Source organism: Alkalibacillus aidingensis (genome assembly GCF_014595945.1).
Lineage (GTDB): Bacteria > Bacillota > Bacilli > Bacillales > Alkalibacillaceae > Alkalibacillus > Alkalibacillus aidingensis.
The window spans coordinates 717,563-738,775 of sequence record NZ_JABXWU010000001.1 but is presented as its reverse complement, the minus strand read 5'-3'; the positions used below and the strand labels follow the sequence as shown (position 1 = coordinate 738,775).

Genomic DNA, 21,213 nt, shown 5'->3' with positions numbered 1-21,213 from the left:
AATGGATCATCAATCACCAGATATTAGCCGTTCTGAGCGTTACGAGAAACGTCGTAAAAGTACTAGGACTATCAATTATTTAATCTGGTTAATCGTTTTGTTACTCTTAGGTTTAATAGTCATTTGGTTTTTTGGTGGGGACGATGAAAATCAAGATCAATTAAATGAGGAATCTGCTCAATCTGAAGAGTCTGCTAGTGATGAAGAAAATAGTGACGAAGAAGATGGAGATCAAAAGACACCTAATGAACAAACTGAAGGTGATCAAGAGGACTCAAATGATCAAGAGGAAAGCGCAGAGGAAACTGGAACTGAATCTACTTCAGATTCAGATGATGAGAATGTCATTCGTGTCCTCGAGCAAGATTGGCAGCCAATTGGCACTGAACAAGAAGAACCTCATGTGATTGATTTAACCGAAGAATCACAAGATCGCCAGGAAATGGAACAAGCTATTCAGTACGCAACAGGTTTAGAAGAGGATAATATTATTTACTGGTGGTTGGAAAGTGGTGGTGTTCCCGATCGAATTATTGGAACAGTAACAGATCTTGAGCAAAACGATATTTATCGTGTCTATTTAAATTGGGTTGAAGATGAAGGATGGCAACCACAAAAAGTAGAAGAATTATACGTTAACGATAAACACCCAGATTTTGATGAAGAAGAGTTAGAAGATGATAATCATGGCTACGAAGAGTAGAATCTAAACGAAAGGTCGATCAACTATGAAATACGGTATTATTGGTGCAATGGAAGAAGAACTAGAATGGTTAAAATCTCAAGTGGATATTAAAAATGAAATTACAGTCGCGAACTGTAGGTTTTATGAGGGTACTTATGCCGGTGAGGATGTTGTCTTATTACAATCAGGTATAGGTAAAGTTAATGCTGCTCTATCGACAACGATTTTGCATGAGCAATTTCAGCCTGATTATGTTATAAACACGGGTTCATCAGGGGGAACAGATCCAGAATTAGATGTAGGTGACATTGTCATTGGTGAACAGACAGTCCATCATGATGCCGATGCTACGGGTTTTGGTTATAAGTACGGTCAAATTCCACAAATGCCAGAAACTTATCATTCAAATGAAGAACTGATCAAGAGAGCTGAAGAGGTCAAAGGGGTCTTGCCTGATGATGTTAAGGTTATTAAAGGTTTGATAGGTACAGGAGATTCCTTTATGTCAGACCTCGACCGAGTGGAACAGGTGAAGCAGCTATTACCAGGAGTTAAAGCGTTAGAAATGGAGGCAGTATCTATTGCGCAGGTTTGCTATCAATATGGTACACCGTGCTTAATTATAAGGTCTTTATCAGATATAGCAGGAAAAGAATCTAATATCTCATTTGAACAGTACCTCGAGCGTGCAGCTAAAAACAGCGCGAATTTTATTCTAAATATACTCAAATAAAAACCACAGCTACTTCCTTATTTAATGTGAGGAGTAGCTGTGGTTTTTAAGAATAATTTGAGCCTACTATTTAGTGAACTGTGTTAAGTTGAAGTTAAGAAACTAATTGTATTTATCTGGTTGTATAGACATAATAACCACCAAGAATAAGCAGTAGCAATAACGTTACAATCAATAAACCGAAATCGAAACCACCAGAGTCATACGGAGGGTAAGGAGGGTAGTAGGGATAATAAGGTTGACCGTAATACATATCTTCCACTCCTTTTTTAAGACCTTTCATATGATTAATTTATGATGGAGTGGGTGAATGCGGTTATGGTACCTGCCTAATTATAGGACTGATTTTCTCTTTTTTTCTTCTTTTTTTCCTCATCACGATAAAAAGCGTGAAACATCTTCATTAAAGCACGCTTCTCAATTCTAGAAACATAACTACGAGAAATATTTAATGATTTGGCTATTTCACGTTGTGTAAATTCTTTTTGGTTACCTAGGCCATACCTTTTAGTAATCACTTCTCTTTCTCGTTCATCTAATAAATGGATATACTTAAAAATTTGTTCAATTTCTAAAGCTGTTTGGATTTTTTCAGTCAGATCGGGTTGGTCAGATTTCAGAACATCAATCAGACTAATTTCATTGCCTTCTTTATCATGCCCTATTGGGTCCTGCAAAGAAACATCCTTATTACTCTTTTTAGAGGAGCGTAGAAACATCAGGATTTCGTTGTCTATGCATCTTGCGACATATGTAGCTAGTTTAGTACCCTTATCAAGAGAAAAGCTCTCTACGCCCTTTATTAAGCCAATAGTGCCGATTGATATTAAGTCTTCCTGATCTTCCTTGTTTTGTTCGTACTTTTTGGCGATATGGGCGACTAAACGCAAGTTGTGTTCGATTAACTTATTCCTTGCTTCGACATCTCCGTGCTGCCATCGTTCTAGATAATGCTGTTCTTCTTCTGGGGATAAAGGTTGTGGAAATGCGTTGCCTTTAACATAAGCAACGAAAAAATAGGGATTCTGAAAGAGGAGTGAAAGTAATTTTAGAATACTTAACATGTCATCAACTCCACCTTATCTAGGTTGTAGACTTATACTTAAATTGTATGGTGGAGATTGGGTTTCTGTGCGTGTTCAATGGTGATTTTTTATAAAATAATTATGTCATAAATAAAAAGCTGCCTTAAGCTTGCCTGAGATCAGCAACTTTGAAGGCAGCAATTAATTATTTTAGTTCATTTTTTAGGTGATCTTTCTTTGTTTGATGCCATAACTCAACACCAGAGTTATACGCAGCGCGAGAGATCATGTGACCACTGATAGGAGCGGTAATTAAGACGAAGAAGATTCCTAACAATAACTTGCCACTAACAATCCCGACATCTACAAATAAATAGACAAATGCACCTAGAAGTATACCTGCTACTCCTAAAGTTGCGGCTTTCGTGGCTGCGTGTAACCGTGAATAGACATCTGGGAAACGCAAGATGCCTAATGAACCAGAAAGGGTAAAAAATGCTCCAAGTAATAATAGTACACTAACGATTATATCGATCAATGATAACACCCTTTTCTAAGAATTTCGCAATCGCTATTGTCCCGATAAATAAAAGAATACCGATTAATAGTACAACATCATTTAATTTATCGGTCCCAAGATTGATCGCTTGTAGGCCAACCAACGCCATCATATTAATACCAATTGAATCCAACGCTACAGCGCGGTCAGGATTAGTTGGGCCAACGATCACACGATAAACAAGAATAACAATTGAAATTGCGACAACGATAAAGCAAATCGGTAAAACCAATTCCAACATAGAGGAGCCAAATTCATCTAGCATTTAACGTGTCACCTCCATGATTGCTTTCTCGAATGTTTCTTTGATCTCATTAATAGACGATTCTACGTCTGGTAGGTCCATAGCATGAATGTAAATTTTAGAGTTGTCATCAGCTACAGCTACAGATAAGGTTCCAGGTGTAAGAGAAATTAGATTGGCTAATAAAGCAATCTCCCAATTACTTTTTAATTCAATTGGTAATGCAAAAATTCCCGGCTCAATATCCAACGTAGGCTTGTATGCTAATTTGACAATACTAATACTAGATAAGACAAGCTCACGTAAAAATAATAAACACATTTTGACTGTTCTGTACAACCTTGTCATATAGTATATATCAGGTACAAATCGTCTTAAGAAGAAGAGTAGGACTATCCCGATTAAATAACCAGTGAAAAATGACAAAAATGTATATGTTTCTTGAAGAAACATCCACATTAAGGCTATGAGTACATTAAAGATAATCTGAATGGCCATAATAACATTACTCCTTTAAAACAGTACTGATATATTCAGTTCTGTCTAGTAACATATTTGCAATCGCTTCGATATGAGGATAAACCGACTCAGCAGCGATCCCTAAATAAACTGATATACTTAATAGTACTAAACCAGGGATGGTCAAGTTTCTTACTCGCTTACGATTATCTGAAATACCTTCCATCAATTCTCCCCAGAAGCCCCGTATAAAAATGCGCATCATAGAAAACAAGATAAGTAAACTTGAAACTAAAGCGACAATCACGAGTAAAAATTCTTCCTGATCAAGCCCACCCTGTAATAATAGAAGCTTTCCAATAAAACCACTAAAAGGTGGAACTCCAGCAAGTACTAATGATGCGATGAAGAAAAGCCAACCTAATAACGGGTATTTCTGAATGACGCCGGTCATCTTCGTTAAGTCTTTAGTACCCGCAGCTACTATTAGAGCACCTATGAAGAAAAAGAGAGCTCCCTTAATTACCATATCGTGCATTAAATAATAAACAGATCCTGCTATAGCGGTTTCGGTAAACAAACCGACACCCATTAACATAAAACCGATTGCTGGAATAATGTTATAAGTAATAATTAACTTTACATTATTCGTGGATAATGCCCCAATCACTCCGAAGAGCATCGTTAACATGGCTAACCAAATAAAAATTTGGTGAGTAACGCCAGTATCGTGCACGAAAATAAGTGTGAATACACGTAGGATAGAGTAAATACCTACTTTAGTTAATAAGGCACCAAATAATGCGGACACAACCGGATTTGGTACAACATATGAGTTTGGTAACCAATAATAGAGTGGAAATATCGCTGCCTTAACAGCAAAAACAAAGAACAATACAATAGCTACTGTGGTTAAAATCCCTTGTTCTTCAATTTCCCCAACTCGCTCAGCTAAATGAGCGAGGTTGACGGTTCCAGTAATGGCGTAGATAAAAGCCACAGACGTAACGAAAAGCATGGAAGAAAATAGATTAAATAGGACATATTTAAATGATTCTCTTAATTGTATCTTTCCGTTACCAAGTACAATTAATCCGTAGGAAGCCATTAATAATACTTCAAAGAACACGAACAAGTTAAAAAGGTCACCCGTCATAAATGCACCTGATACACCTGATATCAATAAGAAATAGAACGTGTAGAAATAAAACTTTTCTTGTTGTTCCTCTAAAGCAGAAGGTGCATAGAAAATGGCAGCTGTACCAACGATCGAACTTGTTAACACCAATAACATGGATAAGGAATCACCTACAATGGAGATTCCAAATGGTGCATCCCACCCCCCCGACTGCATCACAACTGTTTCATTCGTGAAAACATACCAGGCGAGATAGGCAGCAACAGCTGTTAATAAGACTGAAGTTATTTGCGAAAATTTACGTGCGATATTTAACTTTTTTGGAAAGAACGCTACGATCACACTTGCCACGAGTGGTAGGATGATTGGTAAAACGATTAAGTTATTCATGTTCACTACCTCGCAATTCTTCCATATTATCTGTCTTGTTTAACGTATAAGTACGGTAAGCAAGGACGAGTAAGAAACTCGTCACTCCAAAGCTAATAACAATAGCTGTTAATATTAGCGCTTGTGGCAGTGGATCAGTATATTGTGTCACACCATCTACCACCAATGGTGGGGCACCTCGTTTAAGTTGAGACATAGTCAATAAAAAGAGGTGTGCACCATGAGATACTAGCACGGTTCCTATAACAATTCTTAATAACTGTTTTTGTAACAAGTTATAGATTCCGGTAGCAAATAAAATTGACGCTAACACGGTCATAATAATCTCCATTTATTTCGCCCCCTTATTTCGGCGAAGTTTAATCATAGCATAGACAGCTAAAGCCGCTCCAAATAACACAGCTACTTCAAATAGGGTATCAATTCCCCGGAAGTCGACTAAGATAACGTTAACCATATTATCGCCCCCACCTAATGGGTAGCTGTTTTCAATAAAGAAGTCTGAAATTGGATCAAAAGCGCGACTATTATAGGCACTTATACCAACAACCATCATTAATAAGCCAAATCCAACTGAAATGGCAACATTGATGCCCTTTTGGAATAATGGTGCTTTTGTTTTACTGAGATTTGGTAAGTGATAGAAACAAAGCATAAACAATGCAACCGTAACTGTTTCAACAATTAGTTGTGTTAATGCTAAGTCAGGTGCTCGGTAAAGCACGAATAGTATGGATAAACCATACCCAACAACACCAACCGTTAAGATGACGGCTATTCTGTTATGTGTAAAGATAGTTGCAATAGCTGCAAAAGCAATAAATAAGGCTACAATTACCTCCGTAACTGTTATAGGCGCTACGTCTGTAACTTCCAAATTGATTCCACCTGTTTGAACAAGCACTCCACTCGTAATGACAAAGATCGCCGTTAATAAGAGCACCATATAAAGTCTTAATGAGCCAGTCATATAAGATGTCGTGATCCTATTAGAGGTGGATTCTATCTTTTCTACTAACCAGTCATAAATCCTATTAAAGCTTAGTTTACCTGGTAAGATAGAGTAAACGCCTTCCCATTTGTGTTTTGTTAAATATAAAGCAACGCCTAACACGACAACTGCTAAAGACATATAGAATGCCGGAACTAAACCGTGCCAGAAATAAATGGATTTATTGATTTCCTCACCAAAAACAGCATCTGCTGCATGCGTAATGAGTGATTGGTTAAACACCTCAGGTATTAGGCCAATAAGAATAACTCCTAATACTAATAAGAATGGTGGCAGAAGCATCATTTTTGGTGCTTCATGTGGTTTCTGAGGTAGTTCTTCTTCACGATATTTACCTCTAAATGTCCCAAAGAACAAGTACATAGAATAAACGAATGTAAAGATACTACCAACGACCGCTAATACAGGTATAGCAGCAACTAAGAACTGACCGAATGGTCCAGCTGCTTGATTAAGCAAGGTCGCCTCAAAGAACATTTCTTTACTGTAAAACCCATTTAAAAACGGCAATGGCACCCCTGCCATAGAGAATGTACCAAAGATGGCTAATGTACCCGAAATTGGCATTAGAGTGAATAACCCACCAAGTTTTCGAATGTCTCTAGTACCAGTTTCATGATCGACAATACCAGCAATCATAAACAAACTACCTTTAAACGTTGCGTGATTTAGAATATGGAAAACTGCAGCGAATAAGGCTACATCGGTACCAAAGCCTAACATAGCCATGATCATTCCCAATTGACTGATGGTTGAATAGGCAAGAATTCCTTTTAAATCGGTTTGTCTGACTGCCATATAGGAGGCCCATGCAAGCGTGACAATACCAAATAAGCTAACCACGACAAAGAAGTTTGGTTCCCCAGCAAATATAGGAGAAAAACGAGCAATTAAATAGATCCCGGCCTTAACCATCGTGGCTGAGTGTAGATAAGCACTAACTGGAGTTGGTGCTTCCATAGCATCAGGCAACCAAATATGGAATGGGAACTGTGCAGATTTAGTGAACGCACCTAGTAATAAAAAGACCAGAATAAGTGGGAAATAAGGGCTATCCAAAATAACTTCTGATTGTGCAACCATCTCACGTATACTAGTGGTTCCTGTAACGATATTTAGTAGGATTAATCCCCCTAGTAAACTAAACCCACCGAAAACAGTGATTAACATCGATTTAAGAGCACCGTATCGTGAACGCTCACGGTAATGCCAGTATCCGATTAGTAAAAATGATGAAATAGATGTCATTTCCCAAAATGTGTAAAGAACATACACATTATCAGATAACACAACACCTAACATAGCACTCATAAAAATATAGAGGTATGTATAAAAATGGCCAAGCTGCTCTTTATGATTTAAGTAGTAAATGGAATAAAGAACAACTAACATACCAATTCCACTAATTAGTAGTGAAAAAAGTAAACTTAACCCATCAAGATAAAAACTCAAAGAGATATTGAGTGATGGGATCCAATCAACAGACATGGACTGTGGTTCGAAATTAGGTCCAACAAACTGAAGAAAGTAGATAAAGATTGCTAAAGGTACAGGAAGAATTAGCCAACCTGTATGTACTCGATCCTTCCATCGACTTAAGAAAGGTATAAGTACTGCGAATAATAATGGGGCAAAAACTGCATAAATCATACCGATTTTTCATCCTTTCGAAAACTAAGCCACATAATACAGTAACATTATAACGATATTATATGTCTTTTGAAAAGCAAAACTATCTAAATAAAAGCATAAAAAAACTGACACAACAATATGTGTCAGTGCCTATATATATAGGAAAAAACCAAGACATTAAGAAGTTTCTTTCAAATGATCAGCCAGCCCTCTTTTTTTCAATTCTTTTTCGATCAAAGCAATGAAATCATCATTTAGATCTAATGCTTTTGCCTTTTTGTACGATTCGATTAACAGTTGATCTGATAAGGTTTCCATATGTCGTTAAGCCCTCTTGGCTCGCACCCCCCAAACGATTCACTTTCAAATTTGAATCTATAATACCACTACCGGTTCAGTTACTCAACTTTGTTGCCTTGTGTGTAACCTGTGCATAACTTGTTGATATTCATTAGTAAAAATGTATCAAACCTCGACAGATAGCTATATTAGTTGTGTGTAAAGTTATCCACAATGAAGAATAATATCGTTAATTGTCGAACGAAAATTAGTCCATTTTAAGAATTTTAATATCCTTCTAAGCATAATATGGTGGATTTACCCCTTGAACAAAGACTAGAAAACACCAAATATCTTTTGAAACATTTGAATCGATTGTTTATGATGTAATATAGTGAGAAAGAATTAGAGGTGAATCAATTGTTAAGGAAATTTTTACCTAATGATCATGTTGAGACTGTCGTGGATATTACTCCAGAAAGTTTATTAGAAAAAGGCATTAAAGGTGTTATTACCGACTTAGATAACACATTAGTGGCATGGGACCAACCTGATGCAACACCTGAAATTGCTAATTGGTTTAAAGATCTAAAACGAGCTGGAATCAAAGTGACCATTATGTCGAACAACAGTGAGGACCGTGTGTCAGCTTTTTCAGAACCATTAGATATATCATTTATTCCTAAGGCGAGAAAGCCACTAGGAAATGCTTTTCGAAAAGCAAAGCGTCAAATGGATCTAAATAATGATGAGATCGTAGTGGTTGGCGATCAACTTTTGACTGACGTTTTAGGAGGAAATCGTGCCAAATTCCATACGATTTTGGTTGTACCAGTTGTAGAAACAGATGGGTTTTTTACTCGATTTAACCGTAGAGTCGAACGAAGAATTATGGAACACTTTAGAAAAAAAGGTCAGTTATATTGGGAGGATTAATATGGAAGTTATTTATTGTCAAGGGTGTGGTGTTGAAATCCAAACCGAAGACGAAAAACAGCTAGGTTACGCTCCTCCATCAGCGTTACAACGAGATGATGTGATCTGTAAGAGATGTTTTCGTCTTAAGAATTATAATGAAGTCCAGGATGTAGATTTAACTGATGAAGACTTTTTAAATATGCTGCATGAGATAGGTAATCATGATGGATTAGTTGTTAATGTTGTCGATTTATTTGATGTACATGGCAGTTTTGTTAAAGGGTTAAATCGATTTGCAGGGAAAAATGATGTCGTCTTAGTAGGAAATAAAGTTGATCTCTTACCTAAGTCGACAAACTTAAATAAAATTAAACATTGGATGCGTAAGGTTGCTAATGAATTTGGTCTCAAGGTAAAAGAGATTTATCTAGTTAGTTCAGTAAAAGGAACAGGTATGGAGGAAACCGCCTTTGAGTTAGAACGCATTCGCCAAGGCAAGGATATTTTTGTCGTCGGTTGTACCAATGTGGGAAAATCTACATTTATTAACTATTTAATAAATAAATCTTCCCCCAAGGATCAAGTTATTACAACGTCTTATTTTCCTGGTACCACCTTAGGTTTTATAGACATTCCATTAGATGATACGTCCTCTATGATCGATACGCCTGGAATTATCAATCACCATCAAATGGCACATTATCTATCACGATCTGATTTAAAGCTGGTTACACCTAAAAAGGAAGTAAAACCAAAAGTTTATCAGTTAGAGTCTGCACAAACATTATTTATTGGTGGACTAGCCCGACTTGATATTGACAAAGCCGATCAGCAAAAAGGGTATATTTGTTACTTTTCAAATGATTTGAATGTTCATCGGACAAAGACTGAAAATGCTGATCAACTTTATCAAAACCATCTAGGTGACATGTTAGCACCTCCAACAGAAGAAACCTTGACTGAATGGCCTAAACTTGAAGCAAAAACTTTTCAATTAGACGGTCCAAAAAAGGATGTTGTTTTTTCAGGATTAGGTTGGATCACCATCCCTGAAGGTAAGACAACGGTTACAGCTCATGTTCCAAAAGGTGTTAAAGTTATGATACGAGAAGCTATTATTTAAGGAGAAGAGTGTATGTATCGCTTAGCTTTAATTGGAAATCCAGTCAAACAGTCTAAATCACCAGAAATTCATCAACAGTTCTTTGAACAAACAAGCCTCAAAGGAACGTATGAGTTAATACCTGTAGATCAAGTAGAGCTTGAAGGAAAAATTAATTGGTTGAAAGCAGAAGGTTATCATGGTTTTAATGTAACCGTACCTTTTAAAGAGAAAATTATTGAATATCTAGATGAAATAGTTGGCCCTGCGAAAGCGATGCAATCGGTTAATACGGTGAGCATACAAAATAATCGTTTAGTCGGTTATAATACAGATGGAGAAGGGTATGTATTATCTTTAAATGAGGCTTATCCCGACTTTTTAAGTGATGTTAAACATAAACGAATTCTTATTATTGGAGCTGGAGGAGCTGCCAAAGGAATCGCATATCAATTAAATAAGTATGCCTTTCAATCGATTGATATCATCAATCGAACGGCAGAAAAAGCTAGACAAATCAGTAGAAGTTTAAATCATAGCCGAGCTCTTAGTTTAGGGATGGCAAAAGATATTCTAGAACAGTATGATTTAATTATTCAAACAACAAGTGTAGGTATGAGTCCAAATAATCATGAGCAAATCATATCATTACAAGGTGTTAAGCCAAATGCAATTGCAAGTGACATTATCTATAAGCCAAAATGGACCTCTTTTTTACAAGATGCCGAGCAAAGAGGATGCCGAATTTTATTTGGTGAATCAATGCTACTGTACCAAGCTGCAAAAGCATTTCAAATATGGACGGGACAAGAAATAAAGGATTTCGTCAATTAATTAGGAGGATGAATGTTGTTAACTGGGAAACAAAAACGTTATTTAAGAAAAGAAGCTCATCATCTTACCCCTATTTTTCAAATTGGAAAAAGTGGTGTTAGTAAGAATATGATCGATCAAATAGATGATGTTTTAGAAAAACGAGAACTCATTAAAGTAAGTGTTTTACAAAATAATTTTGAGGACAAACACGAGCTTGCTGAACAAATCGCTAAAGGTACCGATGCCCATATTGTTCAAGTTATTGGAAACATAATTGTTTTATACCGAGAATCAGCTGAGCATAAGCAGTTGGATTTACCATAAGGCGGGTTGTAACATGAGTAGAATTGGTTTGTTTGGCGGAACGTTTGACCCACCTCATATTGGTCATGTATCTATCTGTCAAACGGTAATCAAAGAGCTAAAATTAGACGAGGTTTGGTTAATTCCTACTTATCAACCACCACATAAAGAAGATGCTAAAGCTTCATTTCAAGATCGATATGAAATGTTGAAATTACTCTTTCAAGATCATTCAAATATTCATATTTCTACAATTGAACAAGAGAGAAAAGGTGTCTCTTATACACTTGATACCGTTCGTCAGTTAAAAGAGCAATTTCCGGATAATGATTTTTATTTTATTATTGGTGGGGACATGGTTGAATACTTGCCCAAGTGGCATCGTATTAATGAGTTAAAAGAATTAGTTCAATTCGTAGGGGTTAGTCGAGAAGGTTATGGCTTTTCAGACCCTGATGTTTTGAAGGTTGAGATGGAGGAGGTATTAGTCTCCTCAACTGAAATCCGCCAACAGCTCTTTCAGAATAAGGATCCAATAGGGCTTCCGGATGATGTTTTAAATTATATAAAGGAGAATCATTTATATGCACGTTGAAGAAGCCTTGAAACATGCTAAACAAGTATTACCACAAAAACGTTATGAGCATGTAGAAAGGGTAACAGAGACTGCCCTAGATTTAGCGAGGCACTATGGTGCTGATCCATATCAGGTAGGTATTGCTGCTGCTATGCATGATTATGCTAAGCATATGGAGAAAGATTTATTAAAGAAATGGATCCTGAGCTATACCGATCTTCCCAAAGATTTGCTTAATTACCATCATGAATTATGGCATGGACCAGTAGGAGCAAAAATGATTGAGCATTTATTTTTAATTAAGGATTCGGAAATAATAAACTCAATCCGCTACCACACAACTGGTAGACATGGGATGACATTAGTTGAAAAAATTATTTTTTTAGCGGATTATATTGAGCCAGGAAGACAATTTGATGCCGTACACGAGGCTAGGAAGCTAGTGGATATTGATTTAAATCGTGCTTGTCAATATGCATTAAAACAATCCATTATATTTTTAATGAGTAAGGGCCAGCCTATTTACCCAGACACATTCCAAGCATATAATAATTTAACAAAAGAGATTCAACAACTTAATGGAGGTTTTTAATCAAATGGATAGTCATAAATTATTACAATTAGCAGCGCAAGCTTGTGATGATAAACGTGCCGAAGATCTCGTTGCTTTAGATATGCGTGAGTTATCATTAATTGCAGACTACTTTTTAATTTGTCACGGTTCAACTGAACGTCAAGTTGATGCCATTAGTAAAGGGATTAAGGATGTTGTAGAAGAACAAGGCGTTGAAGTAAAGAAAATAGAAGGTAAAGATCAAGCTCGTTGGGTGTTAGTGGATTTAGATGATGTAGTTATTCATATTTTTCACAAGGAAGAAAGAGGCTATTATAATTTAGAAAAATTATGGGGCGATGCAGATACGGTCCCATTGTCAATTTAGGCATTTGAGGGTGAATGATGTATCAACGAATGGCACAAGTATATGACGACTTGATGAAGGATGCCCCATACCAATCATGGGTTGATTTCACAAATAAACAATTAGGTGATCGCTCAACCAACATTCACATATTGGATGCAGGTTGTGGTACTGGTGAAATATCGGTTCGCTTGGCACAGGATGGCTATCAAGTATCAGCTTTTGATCTATCTGAAGACATGATTGAGCTTGCAGAACAGAAACAAAGTCTGTCCTCTTTTTGTGTGAATTTTTTTCAAGCAGATCTTCGTAGTTTTCAGACTTCAGACTTATATGACGTGGTTATTAGTTATTGTGATGTGCTTAATTATTTGACTGAGGAAAACGAGCTGGAACAGGCGTTCAGTCAAGTTTATCAGCATCTAAAAGAAGAGGGTCAATTCATTTTTGACGTTCATAGTGAAAATTATATAAAGTATTTAGTTGATTCGGAGCTTTTTTCTGAAGTTGGTGATGAAATTAGTTATGTATGGTTTTGTGAAGAAAGCCAAAGACCATCCGAAGTCATTCATGATTTAACGTTCTTTGTTAAAGATGATCGAACAACATATTATGAGAGGTTTGATGAGTCCCATATCCAACGTACGTTTCCAGTTGATGTATACCTTTCTTTATTAAAATCAGTCGGCTTTAAGGAAGTAAAAGTGAAAGGTGATTTTAATCATCAACCTTTAAAGGGATATGAGGATACAGATCGTCTGTTTTTCATCTGTCAAAAATAAATAAATGCAACAAAAGAGTTAGTTGGACTAACTGTTTTTGTTGCATTTTTCTTTTTAACCTGTAAAATATAACTATACTTAATAATGTCTTAATTTTTAGTTAATTGAAAGATCCAATCATTAGCGTTGTCTTGTTCATGGTAAAATTTATCATGTGTTGCATTAAATACTTCGGTGAACCCTTTTGGAAGAGCTTTTTCTAAAGCTATCATCCCCTCTCCAGTTATACCACCTTTCACCATCACTTTTTGTTTTAATGAATCTAAATCATAATATTGATCTTCCAGTAATTTCCCGTAACCAATAATCATGCATTCGACTAGCTCTGTAGCTTGCTGTTGATTGATTCCGGTCTTCTCATGGGCATCAGTAATCATTAACTGTAATAAATAGCTGATAAATGCAGGGCCACATGATACTAAATCTGAAGCGATTCTGACGTGTTCTTCTTCAATTTCCACCGGTTCTGAGAAGAGTTTGCAAGTCTGCAACAACAAATGCTTCATTTCCTCAGTTATATTATTTCCAAAAGTTAACAATGTGGTGCCATACATTGCTCGGTTCGTAATACTTGGTATCATTCTTGCTGTTTGACAGCTCAATAATTCCTCAAGGTTAGCTAAGGTAATCGAACTTGTAATAGAGATCACACATTGGTTTTCACTCACTTGTTTCTCTAACTGATTGGCAATCGAGATTATTTCTTTTGGTTTTGTACAAATAAAAATAATATCACAGGATTCGGCTATGGCATCGATGGTTTGAACGACATGGATTCCAGGGTGATCTTCCTTTAGCTGATAGGCTTTTAAAAAGGTTCGATTATTTACATAAAGGTTTCTTTCATCCACAGCATTACTCGAAATCAGTGCATTCATAATGACGGTTCCCATGTTTCCTGTTCCGATAATTCCCCAATTCATAATGGATCCTCCCTTATAAAACGAACTTACCCTCTACATCTATATGAAGAAAGAAGGTTTAAACGATGAACGTTCCAAAAAAATGGCTAGTTGTTATTATTATTATTTTTATGATAGTGCTAACAGCGATATTACTGTCAAAACCAAAAGAGGAAATTGATTATCAAATTGATGGTTTACATGATTTAGATGATCTTGAGCAATTAGATGAAATCAATGAATTGGAAGAGGAGCCGGAAAAATCGATTTGGATGGTAGATTTAAAAGGGGAAGTTGTTCAGCCCGGGGTATATGAAATTGAACAAGGTAAAAGGGTAGTAGATGTAATCGAGCTTGCGGGAGGCTTTTTGGATTCTGCTGATTTGCATGCAGTTAATTTAGCAGAACATGTATATGATGAAATGGTGATATTCGTTCCTGATCTTCAAAATGAAAATACACAAAATAGTGGGGAGTACCTTCTCTCGGATAGTAAGGTAAGAGTAAATCAAGCTTCACTCTCTGATCTGATGCAGCTTCCTGGTATTGGTGAACAGAAAGCTCGGGATATTATTGATTATCGAGAAGCGCAGGGGCCTTTTTCTAGGCCTGAAGACTTATTGGATGTCAGTGGGATCGGTGAAAAAACTTTAGAAAAATTTTTAGAACAAATAATTGTGCCGTAGTTAGTTTACGTCTTTAAAAGGATTCTATAAAATATGAATAAAAGGAGGATCAAATAATGGAACGAATTTCTTGGGATCAATATTTTATGTCACAAAGTCAATTGCTAGCATTAAGAAGTACGTGCGAAAGGTTATCTGTTGGAGCAACGATCGTTCGAGATAAACGAGTGATTGCAGGTGGATACAATGGGAGTGTATCAGGAGGTGTCCATTGTATAGATGAAGGTTGTAAGGTGGTCGATGGCCATTGTGTTAGAACGATTCATGCTGAAGCGAATGCAATTTTGCAGTGCGCCAAATTCGGGGTTGCGACTGAAGGAGCTGAAATGTATGTGACACATTTTCCGTGCTTAAACTGCTGTAAAACCATTATCCAAAGTGGAATCAAGAAGATTTTTTATGCGTACGACTATAAGAATAGCTCATATGGAATAGAGCTATTGAATGATGCTGGTGTGGAATTTGAAAAGGTCGAACTCGATTATTTACATATCGATACGAATACTAAAGACAAGCTTTATTTTATTTCATCGTTACTTGAGAAGCTTGAAGCTCGTGGGGTCGAAAGTGAAGAATTAAAGGAACTAAGGTTGGAAGCTAATAAATTATTTACATTCGTTGATTAATGCGTGGTCATTGGTACACGATTGTTATTTGTTATTTAGCAGGCTATTTACCAACAGTAATTAGTATTATTTTGTTCATGATTATACTCCTTATTTTCTTAACTTTTAATTCGATTAACCGATTACTGTTGGTGATATCCCTTTTTGCTTTCATTCTCTCCTTCTTCATATCCCCCAAGGTTACAGAATTGACCATGGTTGAAGACTCCCAGGCTTTTAGTGGCCAAGTAAAAGTCACTTCAGTAGAAACCTCAAACAACGACTACCAATATATTTTCAAAATTAAAGGTAGTCAATACTTTCTTCAAGCACGATTTGATCGCTTAAGTCATGATGAGATCTATCCTTTAAAGCATGGGATGGTATGCTCAATGTCAGGTGAACTGACAAGACCTATGGACCCTAGGAATCCCGGACAATTTGATTATCCAGGGTTTTTAAAAAAACAAGGGATTATTGGCATCATGTTTGAGCCTGAAATAAGTGATTGTAATGGTCGTTCTCTACTATCTTATCCCCTAGAAGTACGTGGTCTTTTATTCGATTCTTTAACCTCCCAGTATCGTGAGGAAACAATAACTTGGATTAATGCTCTCATATTCGGTGATCGTTCTTTGTTGGACGATCAAATTATTGAAACATTTCAGTATTGGAATATATCACATTTACTCGCTATATCTGGCTTACATGTAGCATTTTTCTTAGGTTTTTTATATGGTATTTTTCATTACGTTTTAAGGCTGTCAAAAGACCATAGTAAATGGTTAATGCTGATCATCATCCCTTTTTATGTCTTAATAGCTGGGTCTAATCCTCCTGTGGTGCGTGCGGGTATGATGGCCTTTATTTTGGTCATCATAAGTAAATTTCATCGGAAATGGGATACAACAGATGTTATATCATTAGTTTGTCTTATCTTGTTGATTACTAACCCTTATCTTCTCTATCAGCTTTCCTTTCAGTTTTCGTTTCTCGTCACAGTGGCTATTGTCCTCTCTAAGCGAATCATACAAGACGGGAATTGGTTAATGATCTCTCTAAGGATTAGTTTAATCAGTCAGTTGGTCATTTTACCTCTACAATTTATATATTTTCACTTTACTAACGTATTTTCATTTTTAGTTAATCTTTTATTTATCCCATATTATACTTGCTTTGTGATTCCGTATTGTCTAATTCTTCTTTTGACTTCTTGGTTTCCAAACTCCTTTAATCGAGTGTTAGAGGATCTCTTCTTGGTCATCCAAAACTTCACTCATGAACTTCTTATCAACATTGGTGAACCTTCTTTATCCACATGGGTTGTCGGAACACCACATATTATAAGTATCCTCCTGTTTTACGCTCTTTTTGTAGCTATGATGCGATATTGGGATCAACAAAAACTCAATAAAGCTGCTATTTTGGGTACGATGGCTCTATCTGTATTTTTAATCGAACAACTTATTCCACATTTGGATGATACCTATTCCATCACGATGCTTGATGTAGGACAGGCGGAGTCGATTATTATTGAATTACCGAATCGTACCGGTGTATTCATCGTGGATGTAGGTGAAGAGGTTAGTCACTGGACGGATGAAGAGAGGAATAATAATTACCACCATGTCATCAAACCATATTTATGGTCTCAAGGAATTAGCCAAATAGATGGTGTATTTATCAGCCATTTTGATCATGATCATGTAGGTTCGGCCCCTTTATTAGTCGATGATTTTAATCCTCAATATATATTTACTCACCCCTATGTAACCGAATCATCATACTTAGAATCGATAGCGAATAAAAAATTACAGCCATTGTTTGAAGGTGTGTCCTTTGAAATAGGGAAAGCAAAGTTTACGGTTGTTTCTCCTGAGCTGATTAAGGAACCAATCCAGGATGAAAACCAATTGTCTGTAGTTTTTATATTGGACGTTCAAGGTCATCGAACATTATTTACTGGGGATATAGATCAATCTGTAGAAGAAGGGTTGTTAGTATTTGAGTCGCTTCAGGAAGTTGATTTACTAAAGGTTGCACACCACGGAAGTCAAACATCATCCAGTGAGGAATTTCTAAGCGAAATAGCACCTCAACATGGACTTATATCGGTAGGTAGGAATAATATGTACAAACACCCAAATGAAGAAGTGGTTGATCGTTTATTAAAACAGGGGATAGAGTTATGGAGGACTGATCAGAATGGTGCGATAAAAGTTGAAATTCGTAAAGGACAAAGCACAATAAAACCATTTTTGCCATAGATATAAAGTAAAAAGGGACTAAATCATTTAGTCCCTCTGGTGACACGATTTTCATTTAGTTTGCAAAAAGTGTGAAGATCGTACCAATGGCGAAAATTCCAAAGAAGAAAATGAAAGAAAAGCCAAACCCTTTAATGGAATCGACGACATCATTGTTCTTTGATTGCACATCTTTTTCAAATTCGTTCACGACCATCCCTCCTAAATCACATACAGTATAAGTGATTCAACCAAAAAAATCCATTGTTTTTTGCTGAATGTCAAAAAGTTGTAGAAAACAAATTGTTAAGACTTAACAGCCATAAACATACTGATAATACACACAATAAGTATACCACCAAATGTCGCTAAAGACAAAGCTTCCCGGGGGTTTGTTTTTAGCGTTTATATAGATATTGGGGGGGACTTAAAACAGTTCCCCTCTTTACTATGTTTAAACAATTTGCCCCACATTAATTTTTTTATTGTGCTTTCAGCAAAATCAGTATAGGATAGCATCATAAGGGGGAGAGTATTATGCATGCCCAAGAATTTTTACAAAAAAATAATGAAAAGGTATCACCTATTTACCTATTATTCGGTGAGGAACCATTTTTTATACAAAGAGTTAGAGATCAAATATTATCAATGGTTGGCTCCCAATTTAACCAAGAACAAGATGTACAAGCTTATGACATGGAGTCGATTGCCGTCCAAGAAGCTCTTCATGATGCCGAAACGTTTCCTTTTTTTAGTGATCATAAAGTTATTCTGATCAATCGCGCTAGTTTCCTCACGGGTCAAACTAAAAGCGAGGTAGAACATCGATTAGACGACCTTATAGAGTATGTAGAACAACCTGTTGATTTTTCAACAGTTATAATTACGGCACCTTATGAAAAGTTAGATCAAAGGAAGAAGGTTGTCAAAACACTTAAGGCCAATAGCGTTTTGATTGAATGTTCTCCGCCAAATGCACAGGATATGAGGCAAATGACGATTCAGATGGCCAACTCATTAGGACTATCACTGCCGGGTCCTGTTATTGACCTACTGATTGAGCGAGTCGGTGACCATTTAGAAGCATTAACACAAGAATTACATAAATTATCGCTTTATTTCAAGGACTCTGAAGTGAATTTTGAAGCTGCTGAGGAACTGATTAGTACTTATGCTGAAACAAGTACATTTTCATTAATAGATGCAATTGTTGAAAATAATTTAGGAAAATCATTAAATATTCTTAAAGAGCTGAGAAAACAAAATGAGGAACCAATTGCCCTATTAGCGTTATTAACATCACAGATACGGTTGATTTTACAAAGTAAATTACTAAAACATAAAGGATACCAGCAGCAACAGATTGCTAAACAAGTAAAATCACACCCATATGCTGTGAAAATGGCTTTACGTAGAGAGCGATTATTTGATGAGAAACAATTAAAACAGATGATTATAGATGGGACAAAGACCGATGAGAAAATGAAAACAGGAGCCATGGATAAGTGGCTTGCATTGGAGTTGTATTTACAAAGCATTTCCACTAATTATCATAAATAATATAAAAAACGTTCGCAAATGATTAAGCGAACGTTTTTTTATGTTCAAAGGAAATTAGTTTGCGATTTTGCTTACCTGTGACATGAGCTTTCCTTTTTTACGGTCTCCATTGTTTGAATGAAGGATACCACGCTGTACAGCTTTGTCAATTTTACTAATAGCTGTTTTTAATGATTCTTGTGCAGTTGCCACATCATTTTGCTTAACAGCTTCCTCTACACGTTTAACAGCACTACGCATATCAGTACGTACGACCTGATTTTGTGCACGCTTGTCTTGATTAATGCGAATGCGCTTTAGGCCTTGGCGGTTATTTGCCATAATCTTTCACCTCCTGATGAGATTGTCCGTTTCCAATGATTACGTTTCTTGGACAAAAGTATTTTACCAAAGCATCGTAAAGTTTTCAATAGCTGACTGTCAAGATTAATCACTTGTCGTTTAATTTAAAGTAATTTGGAAACGCTAAAGATAGATAGGAGGTATAAAAATGGAAGAGAAATCTTTTCAACCACGAACCGATTTAGCACTTGAAGCAAGGGAGATGTTTGTTGAACAAAATCCCGATAAAAAAGAAGAACTCGATGGAATTATTATTAAGGAATATAAGCATGAAGAAGTTAAATTAACACGTGTGACGATTGATGAACAAGGCAGTGAACGAGTTGGAAAGAATCCAGGTGAGTATATTACGCTTGAATCTCATCGGTTACGTGATTTGGATTATCATTTTGAAAAACAAATCGCTACGATGCTTGGTAATGAATTAGAACGTCTAATCAAAAATCATGATATCCATCCTGATGCAAAATGTATGATGGTCGGATTAGGGAATGATTATGTTACTCCTGATGCATTAGGGCCTCAAACCGTCAATAAAACGTATATAACTTCCCATTTATTTAAATTATATCCTGAATCTGTTGATAAAGGGTACCGTCCTTCAGCAGCGTTCACACCAGGTGTTATGGGCCTAACCGGGATTGAAACTAGTGATACGATATTCGGGGTAGTTAATCAAGTAAAGCCTGACTTTATTGTTGTTATTGACGCTTTAGCTGCTCGGTCAATTGATCGTGTTCATACGACTATTCAATTATCAGATACCGGTATCCATCCCGGTTCAGGAGTCGGTAATGATCGTAAAGAAGTAAGCGAAAAGACACTTGGAATTCCAGTCTTTTCTATTGGCATGCCGACAGTTGTCGATGCGGTGACGATTACGAGCGATACGATTGATTACATCCTTAAGCATTTTGGGAAAGAGTTAAATGAAGGAGATAGAGCAAGTAAGTCATTAACCCCTGCTGGAATGACATTTGGTGAAAGAAGAGAGCTAACTGATGAAGATTTACCTGATGATGAAGTGAAAGAAAAATACTTAGGGGTAGTGGGGGCTTTATCTGTAGATGAGAAGAGACAATTAATTAAAGAAGTGTTAAGCCCAATCGGCCATAACTTAATTGTCACACCAAAAGAAATAGATGAAGTCATTGATCGCATGAGTACAGTTGTTGCATCCGGGATTAACCAAGGGTTACATGCTAAAATTAATCAAGAAAATGCTAAAGATTTTATTGATTAATTGGTTCTACCTTTTCAACTAGCTGAATAAAGTTTTAATAGAACTTTAATAGAAG

General features: G+C 36.4%; 27 protein-coding genes. 15 read left to right on the top strand and 12 right to left on the bottom strand.

What is annotated here, in order from left to right:
- Position 1: 1 nt before the first annotated feature.
- A complete protein-coding gene (locus HWQ49_RS03865; protein WP_188206238.1) occupies positions 2–703 on the top strand; it encodes a YrrS family protein in 702 nt (233 codons plus the stop codon).
- A gap of 25 nt (positions 704–728) precedes the next feature.
- The gene (gene mtnN / locus HWQ49_RS03860) at positions 729–1,418 is read left to right on the top strand and encodes a 5'-methylthioadenosine/S-adenosylhomocysteine nucleosidase (protein WP_188206237.1); all 690 of its coding nucleotides are present in this window, start codon (positions 729–731) and stop codon (positions 1,416–1,418) included.
- Between the two features lie 112 nt (positions 1,419–1,530).
- Here the strand turns inward: mtnN and HWQ49_RS03855 are convergent, their stop codons facing one another.
- The 9 genes from HWQ49_RS03855 to sda form a co-directional block, all read right to left on the bottom strand.
- The gene (locus HWQ49_RS03855) at positions 1,531–1,671 is read right to left on the bottom strand and encodes a hypothetical protein (protein ID WP_188206236.1); all 141 of its coding nucleotides are present in this window, start codon (positions 1,669–1,671) and stop codon (positions 1,531–1,533) included.
- 76 nt (positions 1,672–1,747) lie between these two features.
- Positions 1,748–2,482, bottom strand: a complete 735-nt coding sequence (gene sigK, locus HWQ49_RS03850) for an RNA polymerase sporulation sigma factor SigK (protein WP_188206235.1) — start codon at positions 2,480–2,482, stop codon at positions 1,748–1,750.
- Positions 2,483–2,648: 166 nt separating this feature from the next.
- Positions 2,649–2,981 (bottom strand): monovalent cation/H(+) antiporter subunit G, encoded by a 333-nt coding sequence (gene mnhG, locus HWQ49_RS03845; protein ID WP_188206234.1) that lies wholly within the window; start codon positions 2,979–2,981, stop codon positions 2,649–2,651.
- Positions 2,962–3,267 (bottom strand): Na(+)/H(+) antiporter subunit F1, encoded by a 306-nt coding sequence (locus HWQ49_RS03840; RefSeq protein WP_188206233.1) that lies wholly within the window; start codon positions 3,265–3,267, stop codon positions 2,962–2,964. The genes mnhG and HWQ49_RS03840 overlap by 20 nt, the downstream gene beginning before the upstream one ends.
- The gene (locus HWQ49_RS03835; RefSeq protein ID WP_188206232.1) at positions 3,268–3,744 is read right to left on the bottom strand and encodes a Na+/H+ antiporter subunit E; all 477 of its coding nucleotides are present in this window, start codon (positions 3,742–3,744) and stop codon (positions 3,268–3,270) included. It abuts the gene before it with no gap.
- A 7-nt stretch (positions 3,745–3,751) separates the two neighbouring features.
- Entirely contained in the window at positions 3,752–5,233 is a 1,482-nt protein-coding gene (locus tag HWQ49_RS03830) for a Na+/H+ antiporter subunit D (protein WP_188206231.1), read from the bottom strand.
- Positions 5,226–5,564: a Na(+)/H(+) antiporter subunit C gene (locus tag HWQ49_RS03825; RefSeq protein ID WP_188206230.1), complete on the bottom strand. Its 339-nt coding sequence runs from the start codon at positions 5,562–5,564 to the stop codon at positions 5,226–5,228. The genes HWQ49_RS03830 and HWQ49_RS03825 overlap by 8 nt, the downstream gene beginning before the upstream one ends.
- The gene (locus tag HWQ49_RS03820) at positions 5,565–7,895 is read right to left on the bottom strand and encodes a Na+/H+ antiporter subunit A (protein ID WP_223154978.1); all 2,331 of its coding nucleotides are present in this window, start codon (positions 7,893–7,895) and stop codon (positions 5,565–5,567) included.
- 159 nt (positions 7,896–8,054) lie between these two features.
- Positions 8,055–8,195 carry a sporulation histidine kinase inhibitor Sda gene (sda, locus tag HWQ49_RS03815; RefSeq protein ID WP_188206229.1) on the bottom strand — a complete coding sequence of 47 codons (141 nt, stop codon included), beginning with the start codon at positions 8,193–8,195 and terminating at the stop codon, positions 8,055–8,057.
- Positions 8,196–8,576: 381 nt separating this feature from the next.
- Between sda and HWQ49_RS03810 the strand changes: the two genes are divergently transcribed.
- Genes HWQ49_RS03810 through HWQ49_RS03775 form a run of 8 tightly spaced genes read left to right on the top strand, consistent with a single transcriptional unit; the run spans position 8,577 to position 13,574 of the window.
- Positions 8,577–9,092, top strand: coding sequence for a YqeG family HAD IIIA-type phosphatase (locus HWQ49_RS03810; RefSeq protein WP_188206228.1), 516 nt, complete (start codon positions 8,577–8,579; stop codon positions 9,090–9,092).
- Between the two features lies 1 nt (position 9,093).
- The gene (gene yqeH, locus HWQ49_RS03805; RefSeq protein WP_188206227.1) at positions 9,094–10,197 is read left to right on the top strand and encodes a ribosome biogenesis GTPase YqeH; all 1,104 of its coding nucleotides are present in this window, start codon (positions 9,094–9,096) and stop codon (positions 10,195–10,197) included.
- A gap of 12 nt (positions 10,198–10,209) precedes the next feature.
- The gene (gene aroE / locus HWQ49_RS03800) at positions 10,210–11,010 is read left to right on the top strand and encodes a shikimate dehydrogenase (RefSeq protein ID WP_188206226.1); all 801 of its coding nucleotides are present in this window, start codon (positions 10,210–10,212) and stop codon (positions 11,008–11,010) included.
- 15 nt (positions 11,011–11,025) lie between these two features.
- A complete protein-coding gene (gene yhbY / locus HWQ49_RS03795; protein ID WP_188206225.1) occupies positions 11,026–11,316 on the top strand; it encodes a ribosome assembly RNA-binding protein YhbY in 291 nt (96 codons plus the stop codon).
- Between the two features lie 13 nt (positions 11,317–11,329).
- Positions 11,330–11,890 carry a nicotinate-nucleotide adenylyltransferase gene (locus HWQ49_RS03790; RefSeq protein WP_188206224.1) on the top strand — a complete coding sequence of 187 codons (561 nt, stop codon included), beginning with the start codon at positions 11,330–11,332 and terminating at the stop codon, positions 11,888–11,890.
- On the top strand, positions 11,880–12,464 hold the full coding sequence (yqeK, locus tag HWQ49_RS03785) for a bis(5'-nucleosyl)-tetraphosphatase (symmetrical) YqeK (protein ID WP_188206223.1): 585 nt from the start codon (positions 11,880–11,882) through the stop codon (positions 12,462–12,464). Before HWQ49_RS03790 ends, yqeK begins: the two co-directional genes overlap by 11 nt.
- Before the next feature lie 4 nt (positions 12,465–12,468).
- The gene (gene rsfS / locus HWQ49_RS03780) at positions 12,469–12,813 is read left to right on the top strand and encodes a ribosome silencing factor (protein WP_188206222.1); all 345 of its coding nucleotides are present in this window, start codon (positions 12,469–12,471) and stop codon (positions 12,811–12,813) included.
- A 17-nt stretch (positions 12,814–12,830) separates the two neighbouring features.
- Positions 12,831–13,574: a class I SAM-dependent DNA methyltransferase gene (locus HWQ49_RS03775; RefSeq protein ID WP_188206221.1), complete on the top strand. Its 744-nt coding sequence runs from the start codon at positions 12,831–12,833 to the stop codon at positions 13,572–13,574.
- A gap of 89 nt (positions 13,575–13,663) precedes the next feature.
- On the opposite strand, the gene comER is transcribed toward HWQ49_RS03775, so the two are convergent.
- On the bottom strand, positions 13,664–14,497 hold the full coding sequence (gene comER / locus HWQ49_RS03770; protein ID WP_188206220.1) for a late competence protein ComER: 834 nt from the start codon (positions 14,495–14,497) through the stop codon (positions 13,664–13,666).
- Positions 14,498–14,562: 65 nt separating this feature from the next.
- Between comER and HWQ49_RS03765 the strand changes: the two genes are divergently transcribed.
- Genes HWQ49_RS03765 through HWQ49_RS03755 form a run of 3 tightly spaced genes read left to right on the top strand, consistent with a single transcriptional unit; the run spans position 14,563 to position 18,034 of the window.
- The gene (locus HWQ49_RS03765) at positions 14,563–15,162 is read left to right on the top strand and encodes a helix-hairpin-helix domain-containing protein (protein WP_188206219.1); all 600 of its coding nucleotides are present in this window, start codon (positions 14,563–14,565) and stop codon (positions 15,160–15,162) included.
- 56 nt (positions 15,163–15,218) lie between these two features.
- A complete protein-coding gene (locus HWQ49_RS03760) occupies positions 15,219–15,788 on the top strand; it encodes a ComE operon protein 2 (protein ID WP_188206218.1) in 570 nt (189 codons plus the stop codon).
- Positions 15,788–18,034 carry a DNA internalization-related competence protein ComEC/Rec2 gene (locus HWQ49_RS03755; RefSeq protein WP_223154976.1) on the top strand — a complete coding sequence of 749 codons (2,247 nt, stop codon included), beginning with the start codon at positions 15,788–15,790 and terminating at the stop codon, positions 18,032–18,034. The genes HWQ49_RS03760 and HWQ49_RS03755 overlap by 1 nt, the downstream gene beginning before the upstream one ends.
- Before the next feature lie 55 nt (positions 18,035–18,089).
- Here the strand turns inward: HWQ49_RS03755 and HWQ49_RS03750 are convergent, their stop codons facing one another.
- A complete protein-coding gene (locus HWQ49_RS03750) occupies positions 18,090–18,224 on the bottom strand; it encodes a YqzM family protein (RefSeq protein ID WP_188206216.1) in 135 nt (44 codons plus the stop codon).
- Between the two features lie 326 nt (positions 18,225–18,550).
- On the opposite strand from HWQ49_RS03750, the gene holA reads away from it, so the two are divergent.
- Positions 18,551–19,573 (top strand): DNA polymerase III subunit delta, encoded by a 1,023-nt coding sequence (gene holA, locus HWQ49_RS03745; protein ID WP_188206215.1) that lies wholly within the window; start codon positions 18,551–18,553, stop codon positions 19,571–19,573.
- 54 nt (positions 19,574–19,627) lie between these two features.
- Here the strand turns inward: holA and rpsT are convergent, their stop codons facing one another.
- Positions 19,628–19,894, bottom strand: a complete 267-nt coding sequence (gene rpsT / locus HWQ49_RS03740) for a 30S ribosomal protein S20 (RefSeq protein ID WP_188206214.1) — start codon at positions 19,892–19,894, stop codon at positions 19,628–19,630.
- Between the two features lie 169 nt (positions 19,895–20,063).
- On the opposite strand from rpsT, the gene gpr reads away from it, so the two are divergent.
- Positions 20,064–21,158 carry a GPR endopeptidase gene (gpr, locus tag HWQ49_RS03735; RefSeq protein WP_188206213.1) on the top strand — a complete coding sequence of 365 codons (1,095 nt, stop codon included), beginning with the start codon at positions 20,064–20,066 and terminating at the stop codon, positions 21,156–21,158.
- Positions 21,159–21,213: the final 55 nt, after the last annotated feature.